The organism is Vibrio sp. CUB2 (genome assembly GCF_001557945.1).
Taxonomy (GTDB): Bacteria; Pseudomonadota; Gammaproteobacteria; order Enterobacterales; family Vibrionaceae; genus Vibrio; species Vibrio owensii.
This window is the reverse complement of sequence record NZ_LNRB01000019.1, coordinates 1-16,245: the sequence shown is the minus strand read 5'-3', so window position 1 is coordinate 16,245 and position 16,245 is coordinate 1. Positions and strand designations below refer to the sequence as shown.

Here is a 16,245-nt window from a genome sequence, read left to right as displayed (position 1 = left end):
AGTGGAGAGCTTAACTATAAGGATTGACCGTTAAGGATATTGAATTTCGATCGTTTGCAGTTGATAACCTGCCTGACGGTAAATTTTATACCTTTCTCTTGCGAGCTGTTTAGCTTTTTCTTCGCAAGGCACGAAGTCTACCACTTGAGCAAACTTGTTCGCAAAGGTTGTCTCATTTTCCGCCAAATTAATTACCAGCTGACGGTTCCAATTAGGTTTTACACCTTCATGGCCGATCTCAATATTGGTGGCGTACTTCGGTCCTTCGCCTACAAGATTATGTGCCATGAACTTGTCTGCATCAATTTGCCAAAAGGCTTCAGCGAGCTGCTCGGCATGCGGTTTGTCTTGGCAGTTCAGATATACTTTTGCGCCTTGGCGAGCAAAGTGCTGAGCCAAAAACACAATGTATTCTTCAAAGCCAGCCACCGTTGCTTGCGGGCTCTCTTCGTTAATGATGTAGAAGGTTGCAGTTTGCATCATTCTCTCACTTGCCGTTGGTCTCTTCCTGAAACCATATTAAATCCGATTTTCAATCAAGAAAATCGAGGTAATAAAAAAGGGCCTTGCGGCCCTTTTAGATGATGTTCAGAAATTACTCTTCTGTCTCTTGGCCGCTGCGGTTCAAAAGGAATTGGACAAGCATTGAGACAGGACGGCCCGTTGAGCCTTTCGCTGCGCCTGATTTCCACGCAGTACCTGCGATATCGACGTGTGCCCAGTTGTACTTTTTAGCAAACTTAGACAGGAAACAACCTGCAGTGATAGTACCAGCAGGACGACCACCGATGTTTGCCATATCAGCAAATGGGCTCTTCAACTGCTCGTGGTACTCGTCTGCCATTGGTAGACGCCATGCACGGTCACTCGCTTGCTCAGAAGCGTTTACTAGCTCATGAGAAAGAGGGTTGTGGTTAGAGATTACGCCGCTGATATGGTGGCCTAGCGCGATAACACAAGCACCCGTTAGCGTTGCAACGTCAACTACGCAGTCTGGTTCGAAACGCTCTACGTAAGTCAGTGCGTCACAAAGAACAAGACGACCTTCCGCATCCGTGTTCAGAACTTCTACAGTTTGACCAGACATGGTTGTTAGGATGTCACCTGGACGGTAAGCGTTGCTGCCTGGCATGTTTTCACAGCCTGCTAGAACACCAATAACGTTGATTGGTAGGTTTAGCTTCGCTAGCGCTTTCATTGTACCGAATACAGACGCAGCACCACACATGTCGTACTTCATCTCATCCATACCTTCACCAGGTTTTAGAGAGATACCGCCTGAATCGAACGTCAGACCTTTACCGACAAGTACGATAGGTTTTGCTTCTGACTCTGGGTTACCTTTGTATTCGATAATCGACATCATTGATTCGTTCTTCGAACCACGACCTACCGCTAGGTAAGATGTCATGCCCAGTTTTTCCATCTCTTGCTCACCAATGATCTTGGTGGTTACTGTTTCGTAATCGTCAGCAAGGCGACGTGCTTGAGAAGCAAGGTACGCTGGGTTTGCGATGTTTGGTGGCATGTTGCCAAGATCTTTTGATGCTTTCACACCAGACGCGATAGCTAGACCGTGAGTGATTGCTTTCTCACCTAGGTTTAGTTCACGACGCGTTGGTACGTTGAATACTAGCTTACGCAGTGGACGACGAGTTTCTGGCTTAACGCTCTTGAACTGATCGAATGTGTAAAGACCATCTTTAGTCGCTTCTACTGCCTGGCGAACTTTCCAGTAAGTGTCACGACCCTTAACGTGCAGTTCAGTTAGGAAACACACTGCTTCCATAGAACCTGTTTCGTTAAGTGTGCTGATCGTCTTTTGAATGATTTCCTTGTACTGGCGCTCGCCTAGCTCACGTTCTTTACCACAACCTACAAGTAGAACGCGCTCTGACAAAACACCTGGTACTTGATGCAGTAGCAGCATCTGACCAGGTTTACCCTCTAGATCACCACGGCGAAGTAGTGAACTGATGTAACCGTCACTGATTTTATCAAGTTGTTCGGCTACTGGAGAAAGGCGACGTGGTTCAAACACACCAACAACGATACATGCGCTACGTTGTTTCTCTGGACTGCCACTTTTAACACTGAACTCCATGCGTACTCCTACATCCTGAAGACAAATTGCTCTAAATGTTAGATAATGATCGCTTACTTGTTGAATTTAAGCTCAGGTCTTACCAACAGAGCTGATTTAAGCGCTAACATCTAGTTTATAATTTTTAAAAAAATAAATGGTTCAACGGGAAACTATAGTGATTCGACCAAAAAAACAAGTTTTGTATAGGTAATTTCAGCGTGATTATTGTTAGATATTTGATCCGCGAAACACTCAAGAGCCAATTTGCGATTTTCTTCGTGCTTTTTTTGGTGTTTTTGAGTCAGAAGTTTATCAGTGTTCTTGCTGACGCTTCGGACGGGGATATTCCTGCTGGATTAATTTTCTCAATTGTTGGTTTAAACATGCCAGCAATGGGGCTATTAATGCTGCCATTGAGTTTGTACATCGGCATATTGATCACGTTTGGTCGTTTATATGCAGAAAGTGAAATCGTGGTGATGAACGCGACAGGTATTGGGAATAAATTCCTAGTACAAGCGGCGTTGTACTTGGCGATCATTACTTCTGGTGTTGCGGCGTTTAACGCATTATGGCTATCGCCTTGGTCACAAGACCGTGTTGAGCAACTTTATGAGCAAGTCGCGGCAGAAAACAGTGTCGACTTATTGAAGAAAGGTCAGTTCCAAGGCACGCCGGATGGTTCTTCGGTTGTTTTCATTGATGACATTAAAGACAGCACGTTAAGTAACGTGTTTGTAGCACAGATGCGCCCACGTGATTCTATTTTGCCTAGCGTGATGTTCTCTTCTTCTGGTGAAGTGAAAGAATTGTCGGATGGCCGTCAGATCATCACCATGCATGAGGGGACGCGTTATGAAGGTGTACCGACTCGTGTTGAGTACATGGTGACTAAGTTTGATCAGTACGAAGGTGTGATTGGCCAGCGTGAGGTGAAGCAAAAAGGGCGCGACTGGGAAGCATACCCAACGGCGGACTTGATTGGCCATCCAGATCCTGAAGCGCAAGCAGAGCTGCAATGGCGTATCTCATTGTTCGTATGTATTCCACTATTAACGATGCTGGTTATTCCTTTATCCGCAGTGAACCCACGTCAGGGGCGTTTCGCTAAAATGGGACCAGCCATCTTGATTTACCTAGCGTACTTCCTTGCAATCAGTGCAACGAAATCGGCGTTAGAGGATGGTGCGATTCCTGCTGCTATAGGTATGTGGCCAATCAATGCAATGTTGTTGATAGTGGCTATCTTGGCAAACATGATGGACAGCGTTCCTGTTCGACGAATGAAAGACAAATTCCGCAAGAAGAGGCTCGCGTAAGCTGTGTTTAAACTCTTAGACCTTTACATCGGTAGAACGATCATCTCTACCACTGCCTTGGTTCTGGCGACCTTCGTTGGCTTGTCGGGCATCATCAAATACGTAGAGCAGCTGCGTAAAGTCGGCCGTGGTGCTTATGACTTAATGCATGCGCTTTACTTTGTACTGTTGAGTATTCCCCGCGACATCGAAATGTTCTTCCCAATGGCAGCGCTACTGGGTGCCTTGATTGGCTTGGGCATGCTGGCGTCAAGCTCTGAGCTTGTGGTAATGCAAGCAGCAGGCTTCTCTAAGTTGGACATCGGCTTATCGGTGCTTAAAACGGCCGTACCATTGATGCTTATCGTTATGACGTTGGGTCAATGGGGCGCACCAGAAGCGCAAAAGATGGCGCGTGATTTACGTGCGTTTGCTTTGTCTGGCGGTAGTATTGTTTCCGTTCGGGCAGGGGTATGGGCTCGTGATGCCAATGACTTCATTTTTATCGGTAAAGTAGAAGACGACAAACTCTACGGCTTGAACATGTGGCGTTTCGATGAAGATAAGAACTTAGACAAAGTTATCTTCGCAGAAGAAGTCGACTACCAACAAGATAACAATTGGTTGATGCGTTATGTGCAAATCACCGATATGGAAAATGAAAACGTCATTACTAAGCGCGATTTAGAGCAGATGGAATGGCACACCTCATTAGCGCCAGATAAGCTTGCGGTGGTAACGGTGAAGCCAGAAGAACTTTCTTTAAGTGGCTTGTATGACTATGTGACCTATTTGAAAGCGTCAGAACAAGATGCTTCACGTTATGAACTGGCATTTTGGCGCAAGCTATCTCAACCGCTCTCTATTGCGGTAATGATGCTGATGGCGTTGTCGTTTGTTTTCGGTCCATTGCGTAGTGTAACCATGGGCGCAAGAGTCCTTTCGGGTGTGGTCGCGGGCTTTACCTTCTACATATCCAGTGAGTTCTTTGGACCTCTTACCTTGGTATACGGCATTCCACCAGTGTTCGGTGCATTGGCTCCTAGCTTGGTGTTCCTAGCAATCGCGGTATCCTTGCTAAGAAGAAAACTGTAGGCTTTCAAAAGCGATAAACATAAAAAAGGAAGGCACAGTGCCTTCCTTTTTTCTATTCTGTTTACGCTGTTTACGCTGTTTACGCTGTTTCGCTATTTTGCTTTCGGCAAGACAACGACTTCAGTTTTTGCCCAGATATCGTGGAAGCCACGTTTTTGTGGGTCGATTGGCACAGTTAAGTTAGCCAAACCAAAGCCCGACGTACCCAAACGAATTAACGCCTGAGTGACCGTAATTGGTGCACCATCCTTACTGTTACGAATTTGCATTTTCCAAGCTCGCATCCCTAAGGTTTGTCCTGCTCGAGTCCAAAAGAAGACAAAGAAATATACCCAGACTGCCGCCAGGTAGAATGTAAACAGTGGGCTTAATACAGGATGTTTTCCTAGCATGTCAGCTGCATCCGCATATTCCCCGTAGCTCAGCAATCCTGCTGCATTCAGCGCAAAGACGATTGCCATTACAACACCTGCAGCCATCATTTCAATCGCCAAGATAATCAGCGTGTCGTAGAACAACGCCGCTAATCGACGAAAGAAGCCTGCTGGTGGAAGAGTTGTAGAAGTCGTCATAGTTCCATCACTTACCTTTAAAATTGTGCGTCAGGATATAGATTCCGCTTGTTGGTGAAAAGAGAGCTAACGCACAGAGTCTCTAATTACGAAGAAATCACCGTAGCAGAAGACACTTTATATCCATCCTTCCACTTAACAAAGCTATCCAGTTCAAACTTCGCGCTACCCAGCCTGTGAAATCATCAAACATACGGTACCTTGCTGAGTTAACGAAATTACGAATGACGTGATAGAGGTACAAGATGATCGTAATTACTGGCGCGAGTAGTGGCTTAGGTGCGCAGTTAGCCAAGTTGTATGATGCTCAAGGCGAAGAAACACTGTTAACTGGACGCAGTGAAGAGAAGTTGGCGACTCTTGCTCAACACCTCTCCAATAAAGCGCAAACGCGCAGCTGTGATTTGGTGGATACATCCCAAGTCGAGAATTTGTTTGATGAGCTGCCTAAAGCGCCTTCTACGCTGATTCACTGTGCGGGAAGTGGGTATTTTGGTTTATTAGCTGAGCAAGACCCACAAGAGATTCAAAAGCTGATTGAAAATAACCTCACTTCGGCGATTAATATCCTTCGAGAGTTGGTCAAACGTTATCAAGAGCAGCCAGTAAATGTTGTGATGGTGATGTCGACAGCAGCACAGCAAGCTAAGGCACAAGAATCGACCTATTGTGCGGTGAAGTGGGCTGTCAAAGGTTTGATTGAATCCGTTCGTATGGAGTTAAAAGGCAAACCAATGAAAATTATCGCTGTGTATCCCGGAGGTATGGCGACGGAATTTTGGGAGACGAGCGGTAAGTCTTTAGACACCAGTAGCTTTATGAGTGCAGGTGATGCAGCGACGATGATTCATGGTGCGCTTTCTAATATTGGTAATGGTTACGTTTCGGATATTACCGTTAACCGTTTATAGGGCTAAAGGGGGAGGCCTTGTTACCAAGTTAGATGGCAGACTGAACTGTGATGAGATCTCCTTTGTCACACTTTGTGGCGAAATTATCAGCAAACGATAGTTATTTAAGGTTTTTCTGCTTGCGCAGGTCAAAAGCTTACGTATAATGCCAACCATCAAAGGGCAATAGCCCAGAGATGCCGGTGTGGTGAAATTGGTATACACGACGGATTCAAAATCCGTTGCCTTCGGGCGTGGCGGTTCAAGTCCGCCCACCGGTACCATATTTTAAGACAGAGCCTCGACGAAAGTCGGGGCTTTGTTGTATCTGGGGTTTGTGAATTCAAATCCAGCATGGCGGCAGGAATGCCTGTCCAATCAAGTCACCCACAGGTACCATACATAGAAAGGTCGCTTTTATAGCGGCCTTTCGTCGTTTTGAGCGTTTGGAAATGGCGGGAGAAGGTTAGCGTTGCCTTCGCGGGGGCGGCAGGAGTGCCTGTCCAATCAAGTCGCCCACCGGTACCATATTCTAAGACAGAGCCTCGACGAAAGTCGGGGCTTTGTTGTATCTGGGTTTTGTGAATTCAAATCCAGCGTGGCGGCAGGAGTGCCTGTCCAATCAAGTCACCCGCCGGTACCATATATAGAAAGGTCGCTTTTATAGCGGCCTTTCGTCGTTTTGGGCGTTTGAAAATAGTAGAAGAATGCTAGTTAGCGTTGCCTTCGCGGTGGCGGCAGGAATGCCTGTCCAATCAGCTCCGCCCACCAGTACCATATTCTAAGGCAGAGCCTCGACGAAAGTCGGGGCTTTGTTGTATCTGGGGTTTGTGAATTCAAATCAAGCGTGGCGGCAGGAATGCCTGTCCAATCAAGTCACCCACCAGTACCATATATAGAAAGGTCGCTTTTATAGCGGCCTTTCGTCGTTTTGGGGCGTTTGGAAATGGAAGAAGAAAGTTAGTGTGTCTTCGCGTTAGCAGTAGGAATGTTTGTCCAGTCAGGTCGGTATGCCGATACGGTAGCTCAAGGCGGTGCCTCGAAGTTTCTGATTCCTCAAAGCAAAAAAAGCGCGAGGGGTATGCCTCGCGCAAACTACTACATGGTGATAGTAGGAACAGCCTATAGAGCTGTGAACAAGGTGTTCTGTGTATTCGGAGTCCAGTCTGCTTGTGATACGTGCGGTACGTTGATTAGGTAGCGCAGACCTTGGTAAGTCACCACGTCGCCTGCTTCATAAGAAACGTTAAGTGTCCAGTTGGTAGCGGGATCTGCATTGGTCCAAAGGCTAGAAGTAGAAGATGGTGCCCAATCTTGTTGCGCGATGTGTGCTGTCACGGCTTTGTAAACAGTGCCAGAATGCGTTACGTAATCACCAGCAGCGTATGCATTGCCGACCTGCCAAACCGGCGTGTAGTTATCAATGGTATCGAAGACGTAACCTGCTTCTTTAGCGATTCGAAGGAATTTTGCTAATTTAGGAAGGTTTTGAGTCGCCCCCATACCACGCTTGCCATCTTCGTATAGGAATTCATGTGTTAGAACCACGACTTTGTCAGCATGCAAAGGCGTGCCACAAGGGAAGCCATGGGCTTTTGAGTTGATCGGATTGATCGTTGTTGGTGCGCAGCTGTTTAATGCGGCATCAACGTAGCCAAGAAATGCTTCTGCTTCCGTTAAACTGTTAGCTGGCATTGGAATTCCCCAGTTTTCTGGTGCCCAATCTACATCCCAGCCATGCGTTTGATATCCTTTATTCGCCAAGATGTTTTGCACTTCGATAGAAGCTTTTACACTGTTTGATGGATTATCTAGATCGCAGACATAGCCAGGTTCCCAAGGCTTTAAATCATCAGAGGTTGCACATAATCCGTCGGCTTTAAAATCTTTTGTGATACGCCAGCCATTGGTATAAGGCAAGCGAGCCAGCTCTTCGCCAAGGTAGTTCGGGTAACTGTTGATGTTAGGCAGGTATCTCTCAAACACGACTAAGTTATCTGCAAATGTCGAAGCATCGTAAACAGGATCTTGGTAAGCATTGATTTGGTGATCGCCGGTTGCATTACATTCTGCACCACTCGTTGGGCCAAATTCATCAACACAGTTGTGCACCATATGAGCATAGCTATGGTTCGCGACGACATGCCCTGTATCAAGCGCCAGTTTCAAAGCTTCCAATGCGCGATCTTCGTTCTCATCACCAATGCCATCTAAGTGCCAAGCATTAAAGTAAAAAGTGCCTTTAACGCCTTGTTCATTAAGCACATTAATTACATCAATAGAGGCATTAATAGGACCGTCATCAAAGGTCAAATATATCGTGCCTTTTGGTGCAGCTTGGGCAAATGAAAATTGAGATAGCGCAGTACCTAAAAGTGTAACCATAGCCAGTTTATTTAATTTCATTTTCTATTCCTTTTTAGAAATTAATTATGACGTTGTCAGTAGTAATATATTGATAGTTATAAATATAAGTTAATGCATTTGTTATTTTGTTGGCTTTTATCCTAGACCTAAATAATTAATAAAAAATAGGCTGTATTTTCTAAAATGAGATTTGCTTCACGAACAATGCAACCGGTTGCGCTTTTTTGCGTTGGTTATTTTTGCTACAGTTTTTGTAGATTGAAATTTACACAACGGGAGTAAGGCTATGAAAAAAATTCTTTTGTGCTGTAGTGCTGGGATGTCGACCAGTATGTTGGTTAAAAAAATGGAGCAAGCAGCTGAAAAACAAGGCGTTGAATGCAAGATAGATGCGCTATCAGTGAATGCGTTTGATGAAGCGATTAAAGAATATGACGTCTGCTTGTTGGGGCCACAAGTGCGATTCCAACTAGAAGAGCTTCGCAAAACAGCAAATGAACACGGCAAAAATATTGAAGCGATTTCCCCTCAAGCTTACGGAATGATGAAAGGGGAAGAAGTATTACAACAAGCATTAGAACTTATTAACTAATTCAATAATTTAAATAAAAGTAAGAATTTTAACTGAATATAAATATTCGGTACGGAATTCTTTTGTCTGAAATAAGGATGGAATCTATGAAGCTTTATGATGCGATTATCGGAATCGTCGAAAAGCATATAGCCCCAATTGCGGCTAAAGTGGGTAATCAACCTCATGTTAGAGCAATGAGAGACGGATTTATTGTGGCAATGCCGTTTATTATTGTCGGCAGTTTTATCTTAATTTTTGCGTTTCCCCCATTTGCTGAAGGTACCACATTTACTTTAGGGCAAATATGGTTGGATTTCGCGACAACGCATTTCGATACCATAATGATGCCCTTTAATATGTCTATGGGGATCATGACCATATTTGTCTCGCTTGGGGTCGCCTACAGTTTGGCGAAGGCGTACAAAATGGACGGTATTACCAGTGCAGTTTTGTCACTCATGAGCTTTTTATTGGTTGCTGCTCCTGCCAAAGATGGCGCTTTAGCGATGAATCACATGGGAGGAACAGGGATCTTTACTGCGGTTATGTGTGCTTTTTTTTCAGTTGAACTGTACCGATTTATGAAGAAGCATAACATTACTATTCGTATGCCAGAGCAGGTACCGCCAGCTATCGCTCGTTCTTTTGAAGTTCTACTGCCAGTCTTGGCAATTTTCATTACGCTCTATCCGTTGAGTATTTTTGTTCAAACTCAATATGACATGTTGATCCCTGATGCCGTGATGGCAATGTTCAAACCATTGATCAGCGCTTCTAATACTTTACCAGCGATTATTGGTGCGCTGCTTGTGTGTCAGTTGTTGTGGTTTGCAGGTATCCACGGGGCTGCAATCGTTGTTGGTCTGTTATCCCCAATCTTCTTAACTAACATCAGTGCGAATATTGATGCGTTTGTTGCTGGTCAACCTATTCCAAACGTTTTCACTCAACCTTTCTGGGATTTCTATATCTTCATTGGTGGTTCGGGTGCAACGCTGGCGCTAGTCTTGCTGATGTCTTTCAGCCGTTCAGCGCACCTTAAAAGTATTGGTCGCATGAGTGCTGTTCCGGGGTTCTTCCAAATCAATGAACCAGTCATTTTTGGTAGCCCTGTAGTGATGAACCCAATTCTATTTATTCCATTCGTATTTGCTCCAATCTTGAATGCATCCATCGCATATTTTGCTGTGCATCTTGGTTTTGTTGGTATGGGTGTCGCGACCACGCCTTGGACAACGCCTGCGATTATTGGTGCGTCATGGGGAAGTGGTTGGACATTCTCACCTGTTTTGTTGGTGATTGGCCTGCTTATTCTTGACCTCTTTATTTACCTGCCGTTCTTCAAAATGTTTGAGAAACAGGTACTTGAGCAAGAATTACCGACCAATAAAGAGTCCAAAGAAGCAGAGCAGCCTTCGGGTGAAGGCGTGACAGCTTAACTATTAATTGGGCTGTGACTTGGCAGCCCTTTTTTTCGGAGAGAAGACATGGAACAAGAATTAGTTGTTATGGAAATCATCTGCAATGCTGGTGAGGCTAGAAGTCTAAGTTACGAAGCGTTACGTCTATCGAGAGAGAAAGACTTCGTTGCCGCAGAGGAAAAGCTTTCTCAAGCTAGAGAGTGCATTAACAAAGCACACTTGATTCAAACTCAATTGATCGAAGAAGACCAAGGAGAAGGCAAAGTACCAATGACGTTAGTGATGGTACATGCTCAAGACCATTTGATGACCACAATATTGGCGCAAGAAATGGCCGTTGAAATCGTCGCGCTGAATAAGCAACTCGCTGAGAAGTAAGGAAGCCATTATGCCAAGAGATGCAATCAAGCTTGCCATTATTGGTGGCGGCAGCAGCTATACTCCGGAACTGGTAGAAGGGGTGATCAAACGCTTGGAGTTTTTACCAGTCAAACAGATGCACTTTGTGGATATTGAAGCAGGCGCTGAGAAGCTAGAGATCATCAAGGGCTTAGCTCAGCGTATGGTGGATAAAGCTGGTGCAGATATTGAAATCAAAGCTGGATTTGACCGACGTGAGGCGATTAACGGAGCCGATTTTGTTATGACTCAATTCCGAGTCGGTGGTTTAGCTGCACGAGCTAACGATGAGCGTATCCCAATTAAGTACGATGTCATCGGTCAAGAAACAACAGGCCCTGGTGGATTTGCAAAAGCATTACGAACTATTCCCGTGATTCTGGATATTTGTAAAGATATTGAGGAGCTTGCGCCAAATGCTTGGATGCTGAATTTTACCAATCCAGCAGGTTTAGTCTCTGAAGCGGTGAGCAAGTATTCTAAGGTTAAGAGTATTGGTTTGTGCAATGTCCCTGTCTCGATGGAGATGATGATAGCTGAAATGATGGAGTGCGAGCCGAAGGAGCTTCAACTCGAGTTTGCAGGCTTGAACCATCTTGTTTGGGTGCTAAAAGCTTGGCTGAAAGGCGAAGACATTACTCAAACGGTACTAGAGAAAGTCGGCGACGGTGCCAATTTCAGTATGAAGAACATTTGGGAAGAACCATGGGATCCTGCATTTCTGAAAGCGTTAGGCGCAATACCATGTCCTTATCATCGTTACTTCTACCAAACCGACGCGATGCTAGCAGAAGAAAAGCAAAGTGCAGGGGAGCAGGGGACACGTGCTGAGCAGGTGATGGAAACAGAAAGTGCACTCTTCAAACTTTACCAAGATCCAAATTTAGACCACAAACCCAAGGAGCTAGAAGAGAGAGGTGGCGCTTATTACTCTGATGCTTCTTTGAATCTTGTGGATTCGATTTACAACAATCGTAACAGTATTCACGTTGTTAATGTGCTAAATAATGGTGCAATCAATGACTTAGCTGATGATGCTGTTATTGAATGCAGTGCCGTTATCGGAAGTTGGGGGGCAAAACCTCTGGCTGTTGGTAATTTATCTACCAATATCAGTGGATTGCTCCATCAAGTAAAAGCCTATGAACAACTCGCAATAGAAGCGGCGGTTGAGGGGAGTTATGAAAAAGCCTTAATGGCATTAACTAACAACCCGTTGGTTCCAGACATTGGTCGTGCGAAATCCATCTTAGATGAAATATTGGAAGTGAATGCGCCATACCTGCCGCAGTTTAAACTGACGACTTTGTAACTCGAGGAACATCGCGAATGAAAGTGATTTTTAACGCAGATGATTTTGGTTTAACTCAAGGTGTAAACAACGGCATTATCAAAGCGCATCAACAGGGGGTTGTGCTATCGACAACCATGATGATGGGTATGGACGCAGAGCAACACGCTGTTGAGTTAGCGAATCAGAATCCGAACTTAAAAATTGGCGTCCACCTTCGTTTTACCGCTGGGGTTCCTTTAACTGGCCATCCAAATCTTACCAGTGATGGGGAGCAGTTTGTTTGTTTTAATGAGTTGTGGAAGAAGCGTGATTTCCAAGAAGAGGCGGTTTACCAAGAAGCCGTTGCTCAAGTTGAGCATTTTCTTTCATTGGGATTACCGCTTAGCCATATAGATAGTCATCATCATGCTCATACTCATCCTCAATTATTGCCAGTGATTCAAAGAGTGGCAGAGCAGTATCGAGTACCGTTGCGTGGTAGCGGTTTGTGTCATATCGACTGTGATACCACGTATTATTTTACCGATGAGTTCTATGATCAGGGAGTGAGTTTAGATGGTGTTATGGCGCATCTAAAAAGTCTCAAGTCTCAATATGATGTGGTTGAAGTGATGTGTCACCCTGCTGATGTCGATCAACACTTATTGTCTATCAGCGGCTACGCCCTGCAGCGAGAGTTAGAACTTCAGGTGCTGACCTCTCCAATATTAAAGCAAGAGCTGGCCGAGCACGGTATGAGCATCACGGATTATTCGACTCTCATTTCTACTCGTAAATTTGCCAGTGTATGATTAAGGCTGCCAGCATCGCCCCCCTACACACCTTACGATTTGCTGGCAGTCACTTTCTGGTATTGTCTCCATTAACAAAAAGCAGTTGGATTGAATAAGCACGATGGCAAGGATTAAAGATGTCGCTGAACTTGCGGGAGTAAACCGCTCTACCGTTTCTCGCATTATTAATGGAGAGGGGAAGTTCAGAGAAGAAACAAAGAAAAAAGTTGAAGCTGCGATGGCTGAACTTAACTACCGCCCAAGTGCTATTGCCCGTTCGCTTGCAACTTCATCTAGCAACATGGTTGGTTTGTTAGTGACATACTATACTGGTGGATTCTTTGGTGAGATGATGGAGCAAGTGCAGACCGAATTGGACATGCATAAGAAGTTCCTAATTACAGCGCAAGGGCACCATTCGGCGGAAGGGGAAAAGGAAGCCATTCAGCGTTTTAATGATCTGCGGTGTGATGGTTATGTGCTTCATAGCCGCTACCTATCTGATGATGATTTACGAGAACTCGCCAAGTTGCCAACGCCGTTTGTATTACTCGATCGTTATGTCGAAGACATAGAGGAGCGTTGCGTCACCTTCAACCATCATCACGCTAGTCGAATTGCCGTTGAGCATTTAATTGCTGGTGGTCATAAACATATCGCTTGTATTAGCGGTCCTTCTCAACGTCATAACAGTTTATTGCGAAAACTCGGCTATGTGGATGCAATGAAAACGGCTGGCATTAATATAGACGAAAGCTGGTGTGAAGAAGGCAATTACGGACGCCAAAGTGGTTATGATGCAATGGCCGCTATTTATCACCGCCATCCTGAAGTGACGGCTGTGTTTTCATGTAGTGAAGAGATGACGGTCGGAGCGATGCAGTTTTTGCATGAAAAGCGTATCCCAGTGCCGGAACAAATCTCATTGGTGAGTTTTGATAGTGTGGATTTGTGTGAAAGCTTATATCCAACGGTGTCTGCCGTACACTTCCCAATCAGCGAGATGGCTAGAGTGGCAGTTCAAACGTTAATGGGGTTAATCAAAGATCAGCAATCACACACCAAGCCGGTATTTGAAGCGGAGTTAAAACTACGCAAAGCGGATCGAACTCTTTTATAACCCTTCTTTATTACTCTCTGTGCGAGTTTGTTGATGACATGCACAGAGAAGCTTCATTCATCTCCCTTATTGATGAATTCATTTACAAAATCTACTAGTATTAGAGGCTTATCAATAAAGTCTTATCAGCAGTGGAACAGTGGCAGCAATTAAACTTACAGTGGATCGTATTCAGCCCGGGTTACATATCCGTCTTCCGCTAAAGTGGAACGATCACCCATTCCTACTCAATAGCTTCAAGATTAAAGACCAAGAACAAGTGGAGATGATTCGTCACCTTGGTGTGAAGTTTGTGTACTTTAATCCGGAACAAAGCGATGCATCTCCTCTTCCTGCGAATCAGCTTCAAGCCGAAGTAAAGAAAGATGATGCCTTAGATCTTGAGGCTCAAAAATTATGGCAAGAGAAGCAAAAACGAATTGAAAAGCTGAGCGCTTATCGTCGTCGCGTTATTCAATGTGAAAAAGAATTTGAACGATCACTCGCTCGAATGCGTTCTGTGATGACGAAAATTCGTAACCGCCCCGCAGATGCGGTAGGGGAAGCAAAACAACTGATCGACGACATCGTTGAGAAGTTAATGTGTGATGACAATGTGACTTTGCACTTAATGAACGGTAAGAATGAGTTCGAAGATATCTACTTCCACTCTCTTAACGTTGCCGTTATTGCGATGATGATTGGGCGAGCGAAAGGTTATTCTGCCGAGCAACTTAAAGCACTTTCGTTTGCTGCTTTGTTTCATGACATGGGCAAGATAAAAATCCCAACCGCTATATTAAGGAAGCAAACGCCACTGAGTGAGCCCGAAAGCAACTATCTAAAGCTGCACACCAAGTACGGCCTAGATATGGCTAACCAGATTGAAGATTTTCCTGAAAGCGCAAAAACCGTGATCGCTCAACATCATGAACTGCGCGACGGCTCTGGCTACCCAGAGGGTTTGAAGGGGGATGAGATTGATGAGCTCGCACAGGTGATTATTGTTGCTAATGCTTTTGACAATCTGTGTCATACCCCAATCGCTTCTGAACAGAAAATTCCATATACAGCACTTTCCCACTTATATAAGAACTGTAAGCACCTATATAAAGAAGAGAACCTTAATATCTTAATTAGGTTTATGGGCGTATTCCCTCCAGGGACGGTAGTTCAGCTTTCTAACAATATGGTGGGCTTGGTTATCTCAGTGAATGCATCTCACCTATTGTTCCCGAATGTACTGGTCTATGATCCTGCGGTTCCAAGAACGCAAGCGCCTATCATTGACCTCGCATCTAAAGATATAAAGATAGTTAATGCGATTCACCCGTCTAAATTGCCGGAAAAAATCAAAGAGTATCTTAATCCGCGCTCACGCATTTCTTACTTCTTTGATAGCGACGAGTAGTTATCCACAGCTTTTTGTGGGTAAATTGTAGAGATCCTGAGTGTTATTTCTGGGTAATTTTAAGGTTGGATGGAAAGTGTTCGCTTGGCATGTTTTTTTGGAAAAAATGCATTTTTAGTCTTGCCAAAGAAAATCTTCTCCCTATAATGCGCATCCATCGACACGGCAGACGCCACAAGGCTTCAGCGGAGTCGAAGAGGTGAAAAGCTTCTACGAAAATTAGTTGAAAAAAGTGTTTGACACTCTCAATTATCTCGCTAGAATGCACCTCCGCTTTGAGAGAAAAACTTCTTGATAAGCAAGCTCTTTAACAATATAGACCTATCAATCTGTGTGGGCACTCGTTGATGATAATCCAATTAGATATTTCTTTCTTAACGGAAAGCGGTATCAAATTAGGTTTCAATGAAACGAAGTGACCATTGAATCGAAAGATTCAGCACAGTCAATTCAAACATTACTTATGTAATGTTCAGTATTCATTGAGCCGAACAAAATCTTAAATTGAAGAGTTTGATCATGGCTCAGATTGAACGCTGGCGGCAGGCCTAACACATGCAAGTCGAGCGGAAACGAGTTATCTGAACCTTCGGGGGACGATAACGGCGTCGAGCGGCGGACGGGTGAGTAATGCCTAGGAAATTGCCCTGATGTGGGGGATAACCATTGGAAACGATGGCTAATACCGCATAATGCCTACGGGCCAAAGAGGGGGACCTTCGGGCCTCTCGCGTCAGGATATGCCTAGGTGGGATTAGCTAGTTGGTGAGGTAATGGCTCACCAAGGCGACGATCCCTAGCTGGTCTGAGAGGATGATCAGCCACACTGGAACTGAGACACGGTCCAGACTCCTACGGGAGGCAGCAGTGGGGAATATTGCACAATGGGCGCAAGCCTGATGCAGCCATGCCGCGTGTGTGAAGAAGGCCTTCGGGTTGTAAAGCACTTTCAGTCGTGAGGAAGGT

The 16,245-nt window shown here is 44.9% G+C and carries 14 protein-coding genes, 1 tRNA gene and 1 rRNA gene; 12 read left to right on the top strand and 4 right to left on the bottom strand.

Annotation, left to right across the window (positions count from 1 at the left end; translation table 11 throughout):
* Nucleotides 1-30: 30 nt before the first annotated feature.
* Together ATB78_RS23180 and pepA are read right to left on the bottom strand one after the other, a co-directional pair.
* A complete protein-coding gene (locus tag ATB78_RS23180) occupies nucleotides 31-480 on the bottom strand; it encodes a DNA polymerase III subunit chi (RefSeq protein WP_005432852.1) in 450 nt (149 codons plus the stop codon).
* Nucleotides 481-595: 115 nt separating this feature from the next.
* A complete protein-coding gene (gene pepA, locus ATB78_RS23175) occupies nucleotides 596-2,104 on the bottom strand; it encodes a leucyl aminopeptidase (protein ID WP_005432840.1) in 1,509 nt (502 codons plus the stop codon).
* A gap of 200 nt (nucleotides 2,105-2,304) precedes the next feature.
* On the opposite strand from pepA, the gene lptF reads away from it, so the two are divergent.
* A complete protein-coding gene (gene lptF / locus ATB78_RS23170) occupies nucleotides 2,305-3,405 on the top strand; it encodes an LPS export ABC transporter permease LptF (protein ID WP_009707625.1) in 1,101 nt (366 codons plus the stop codon).
* Nucleotides 3,406-3,408: 3 nt separating this feature from the next.
* Nucleotides 3,409-4,479 carry an LPS export ABC transporter permease LptG gene (gene lptG / locus ATB78_RS23165; RefSeq protein WP_005441983.1) on the top strand — a complete coding sequence of 357 codons (1,071 nt, stop codon included), beginning with the start codon at nucleotides 3,409-3,411 and terminating at the stop codon, nucleotides 4,477-4,479.
* A gap of 92 nt (nucleotides 4,480-4,571) precedes the next feature.
* Here the strand turns inward: lptG and ATB78_RS23160 are convergent, their stop codons facing one another.
* The gene (locus ATB78_RS23160; protein ID WP_005441982.1) at nucleotides 4,572-5,051 is read right to left on the bottom strand and encodes an RDD family protein; all 480 of its coding nucleotides are present in this window, start codon (nucleotides 5,049-5,051) and stop codon (nucleotides 4,572-4,574) included.
* A 245-nt stretch (nucleotides 5,052-5,296) separates the two neighbouring features.
* Between ATB78_RS23160 and ATB78_RS23155 the strand changes: the two genes are divergently transcribed.
* Together ATB78_RS23155 and ATB78_RS23150 are read left to right on the top strand one after the other, a co-directional pair.
* Nucleotides 5,297-5,962 (top strand): SDR family NAD(P)-dependent oxidoreductase, encoded by a 666-nt coding sequence (locus tag ATB78_RS23155; RefSeq protein ID WP_045482459.1) that lies wholly within the window; start codon nucleotides 5,297-5,299, stop codon nucleotides 5,960-5,962.
* Between the two features lie 178 nt (nucleotides 5,963-6,140).
* Nucleotides 6,141-6,225: transfer RNA gene (locus ATB78_RS23150), tRNA-Leu, on the top strand.
* 838 nt (nucleotides 6,226-7,063) lie between these two features.
* Here ATB78_RS23150 and ATB78_RS23145 read toward each other — a convergent pair.
* A complete protein-coding gene (locus ATB78_RS23145) occupies nucleotides 7,064-8,347 on the bottom strand; it encodes a carbohydrate-binding protein (RefSeq protein WP_061010707.1) in 1,284 nt (427 codons plus the stop codon).
* Nucleotides 8,348-8,594: 247 nt separating this feature from the next.
* Between ATB78_RS23145 and ATB78_RS23140 the strand changes: the two genes are divergently transcribed.
* The 8 genes from ATB78_RS23140 to ATB78_RS23105 form a co-directional block, all read left to right on the top strand.
* The gene (locus ATB78_RS23140; protein ID WP_061010705.1) at nucleotides 8,595-8,900 is read left to right on the top strand and encodes a PTS sugar transporter subunit IIB; all 306 of its coding nucleotides are present in this window, start codon (nucleotides 8,595-8,597) and stop codon (nucleotides 8,898-8,900) included.
* Nucleotides 8,901-8,986: 86 nt separating this feature from the next.
* A complete protein-coding gene (locus ATB78_RS23135; protein ID WP_061010703.1) occupies nucleotides 8,987-10,321 on the top strand; it encodes a PTS sugar transporter subunit IIC in 1,335 nt (444 codons plus the stop codon).
* Between the two features lie 48 nt (nucleotides 10,322-10,369).
* On the top strand, nucleotides 10,370-10,681 hold the full coding sequence (locus tag ATB78_RS23130; protein ID WP_005441971.1) for a PTS lactose/cellobiose transporter subunit IIA: 312 nt from the start codon (nucleotides 10,370-10,372) through the stop codon (nucleotides 10,679-10,681).
* A 10-nt stretch (nucleotides 10,682-10,691) separates the two neighbouring features.
* Nucleotides 10,692-12,014 (top strand): 6-phospho-beta-glucosidase, encoded by a 1,323-nt coding sequence (locus ATB78_RS23125; RefSeq protein ID WP_061010701.1) that lies wholly within the window; start codon nucleotides 10,692-10,694, stop codon nucleotides 12,012-12,014.
* Nucleotides 12,015-12,031: 17 nt separating this feature from the next.
* Nucleotides 12,032-12,787: a chitin disaccharide deacetylase gene (gene chbG, locus ATB78_RS23120; protein WP_061010699.1), complete on the top strand. Its 756-nt coding sequence runs from the start codon at nucleotides 12,032-12,034 to the stop codon at nucleotides 12,785-12,787.
* 103 nt (nucleotides 12,788-12,890) lie between these two features.
* Nucleotides 12,891-13,889 carry a LacI family DNA-binding transcriptional regulator gene (locus ATB78_RS23115; RefSeq protein WP_061010697.1) on the top strand — a complete coding sequence of 333 codons (999 nt, stop codon included), beginning with the start codon at nucleotides 12,891-12,893 and terminating at the stop codon, nucleotides 13,887-13,889.
* 139 nt (nucleotides 13,890-14,028) lie between these two features.
* Nucleotides 14,029-15,279 (top strand): HD-GYP domain-containing protein, encoded by a 1,251-nt coding sequence (locus ATB78_RS23110; protein ID WP_061010695.1) that lies wholly within the window; start codon nucleotides 14,029-14,031, stop codon nucleotides 15,277-15,279.
* 501 nt (nucleotides 15,280-15,780) lie between these two features.
* Nucleotides 15,781-16,245, top strand: a 16S ribosomal RNA gene (locus tag ATB78_RS23105); the annotation flags it as partial.

Excerpts from the sequence above, each read along its gene's own strand:
- ATB78_RS23180 (WP_005432852.1), bottom strand. The coding sequence starts at position 480 with ATGCAAACTGCAACCTTCTACATCATTAACGAAGAGAGCCCGCAAGCA.
- pepA (WP_005432840.1), bottom strand. The coding sequence starts at position 2,104 with ATGGAGTTCAGTGTTAAAAGTGGCAGTCCAGAGAAACAACGTAGCGCA.
- ATB78_RS23160 (WP_005441982.1), bottom strand. The coding sequence starts at position 5,051 with ATGACGACTTCTACAACTCTTCCACCAGCAGGCTTCTTTCGTCGATTA.
- ATB78_RS23155 (WP_045482459.1), top strand. The coding sequence starts at position 5,297 with ATGATCGTAATTACTGGCGCGAGTAGTGGCTTAGGTGCGCAGTTAGCC.
- ATB78_RS23145 (WP_061010707.1), bottom strand. The coding sequence starts at position 8,347 with ATGAAATTAAATAAACTGGCTATGGTTACACTTTTAGGTACTGCGCTA.
- ATB78_RS23140 (WP_061010705.1), top strand. The coding sequence starts at position 8,595 with ATGAAAAAAATTCTTTTGTGCTGTAGTGCTGGGATGTCGACCAGTATG.
- ATB78_RS23135 (WP_061010703.1), top strand. The coding sequence starts at position 8,987 with ATGAAGCTTTATGATGCGATTATCGGAATCGTCGAAAAGCATATAGCC.
- ATB78_RS23130 (WP_005441971.1), top strand. The coding sequence starts at position 10,370 with ATGGAACAAGAATTAGTTGTTATGGAAATCATCTGCAATGCTGGTGAG.
- ATB78_RS23125 (WP_061010701.1), top strand. The coding sequence starts at position 10,692 with ATGCCAAGAGATGCAATCAAGCTTGCCATTATTGGTGGCGGCAGCAGC.
- chbG (WP_061010699.1), top strand. The coding sequence starts at position 12,032 with ATGAAAGTGATTTTTAACGCAGATGATTTTGGTTTAACTCAAGGTGTA.
- ATB78_RS23115 (WP_061010697.1), top strand. The coding sequence starts at position 12,891 with ATGGCAAGGATTAAAGATGTCGCTGAACTTGCGGGAGTAAACCGCTCT.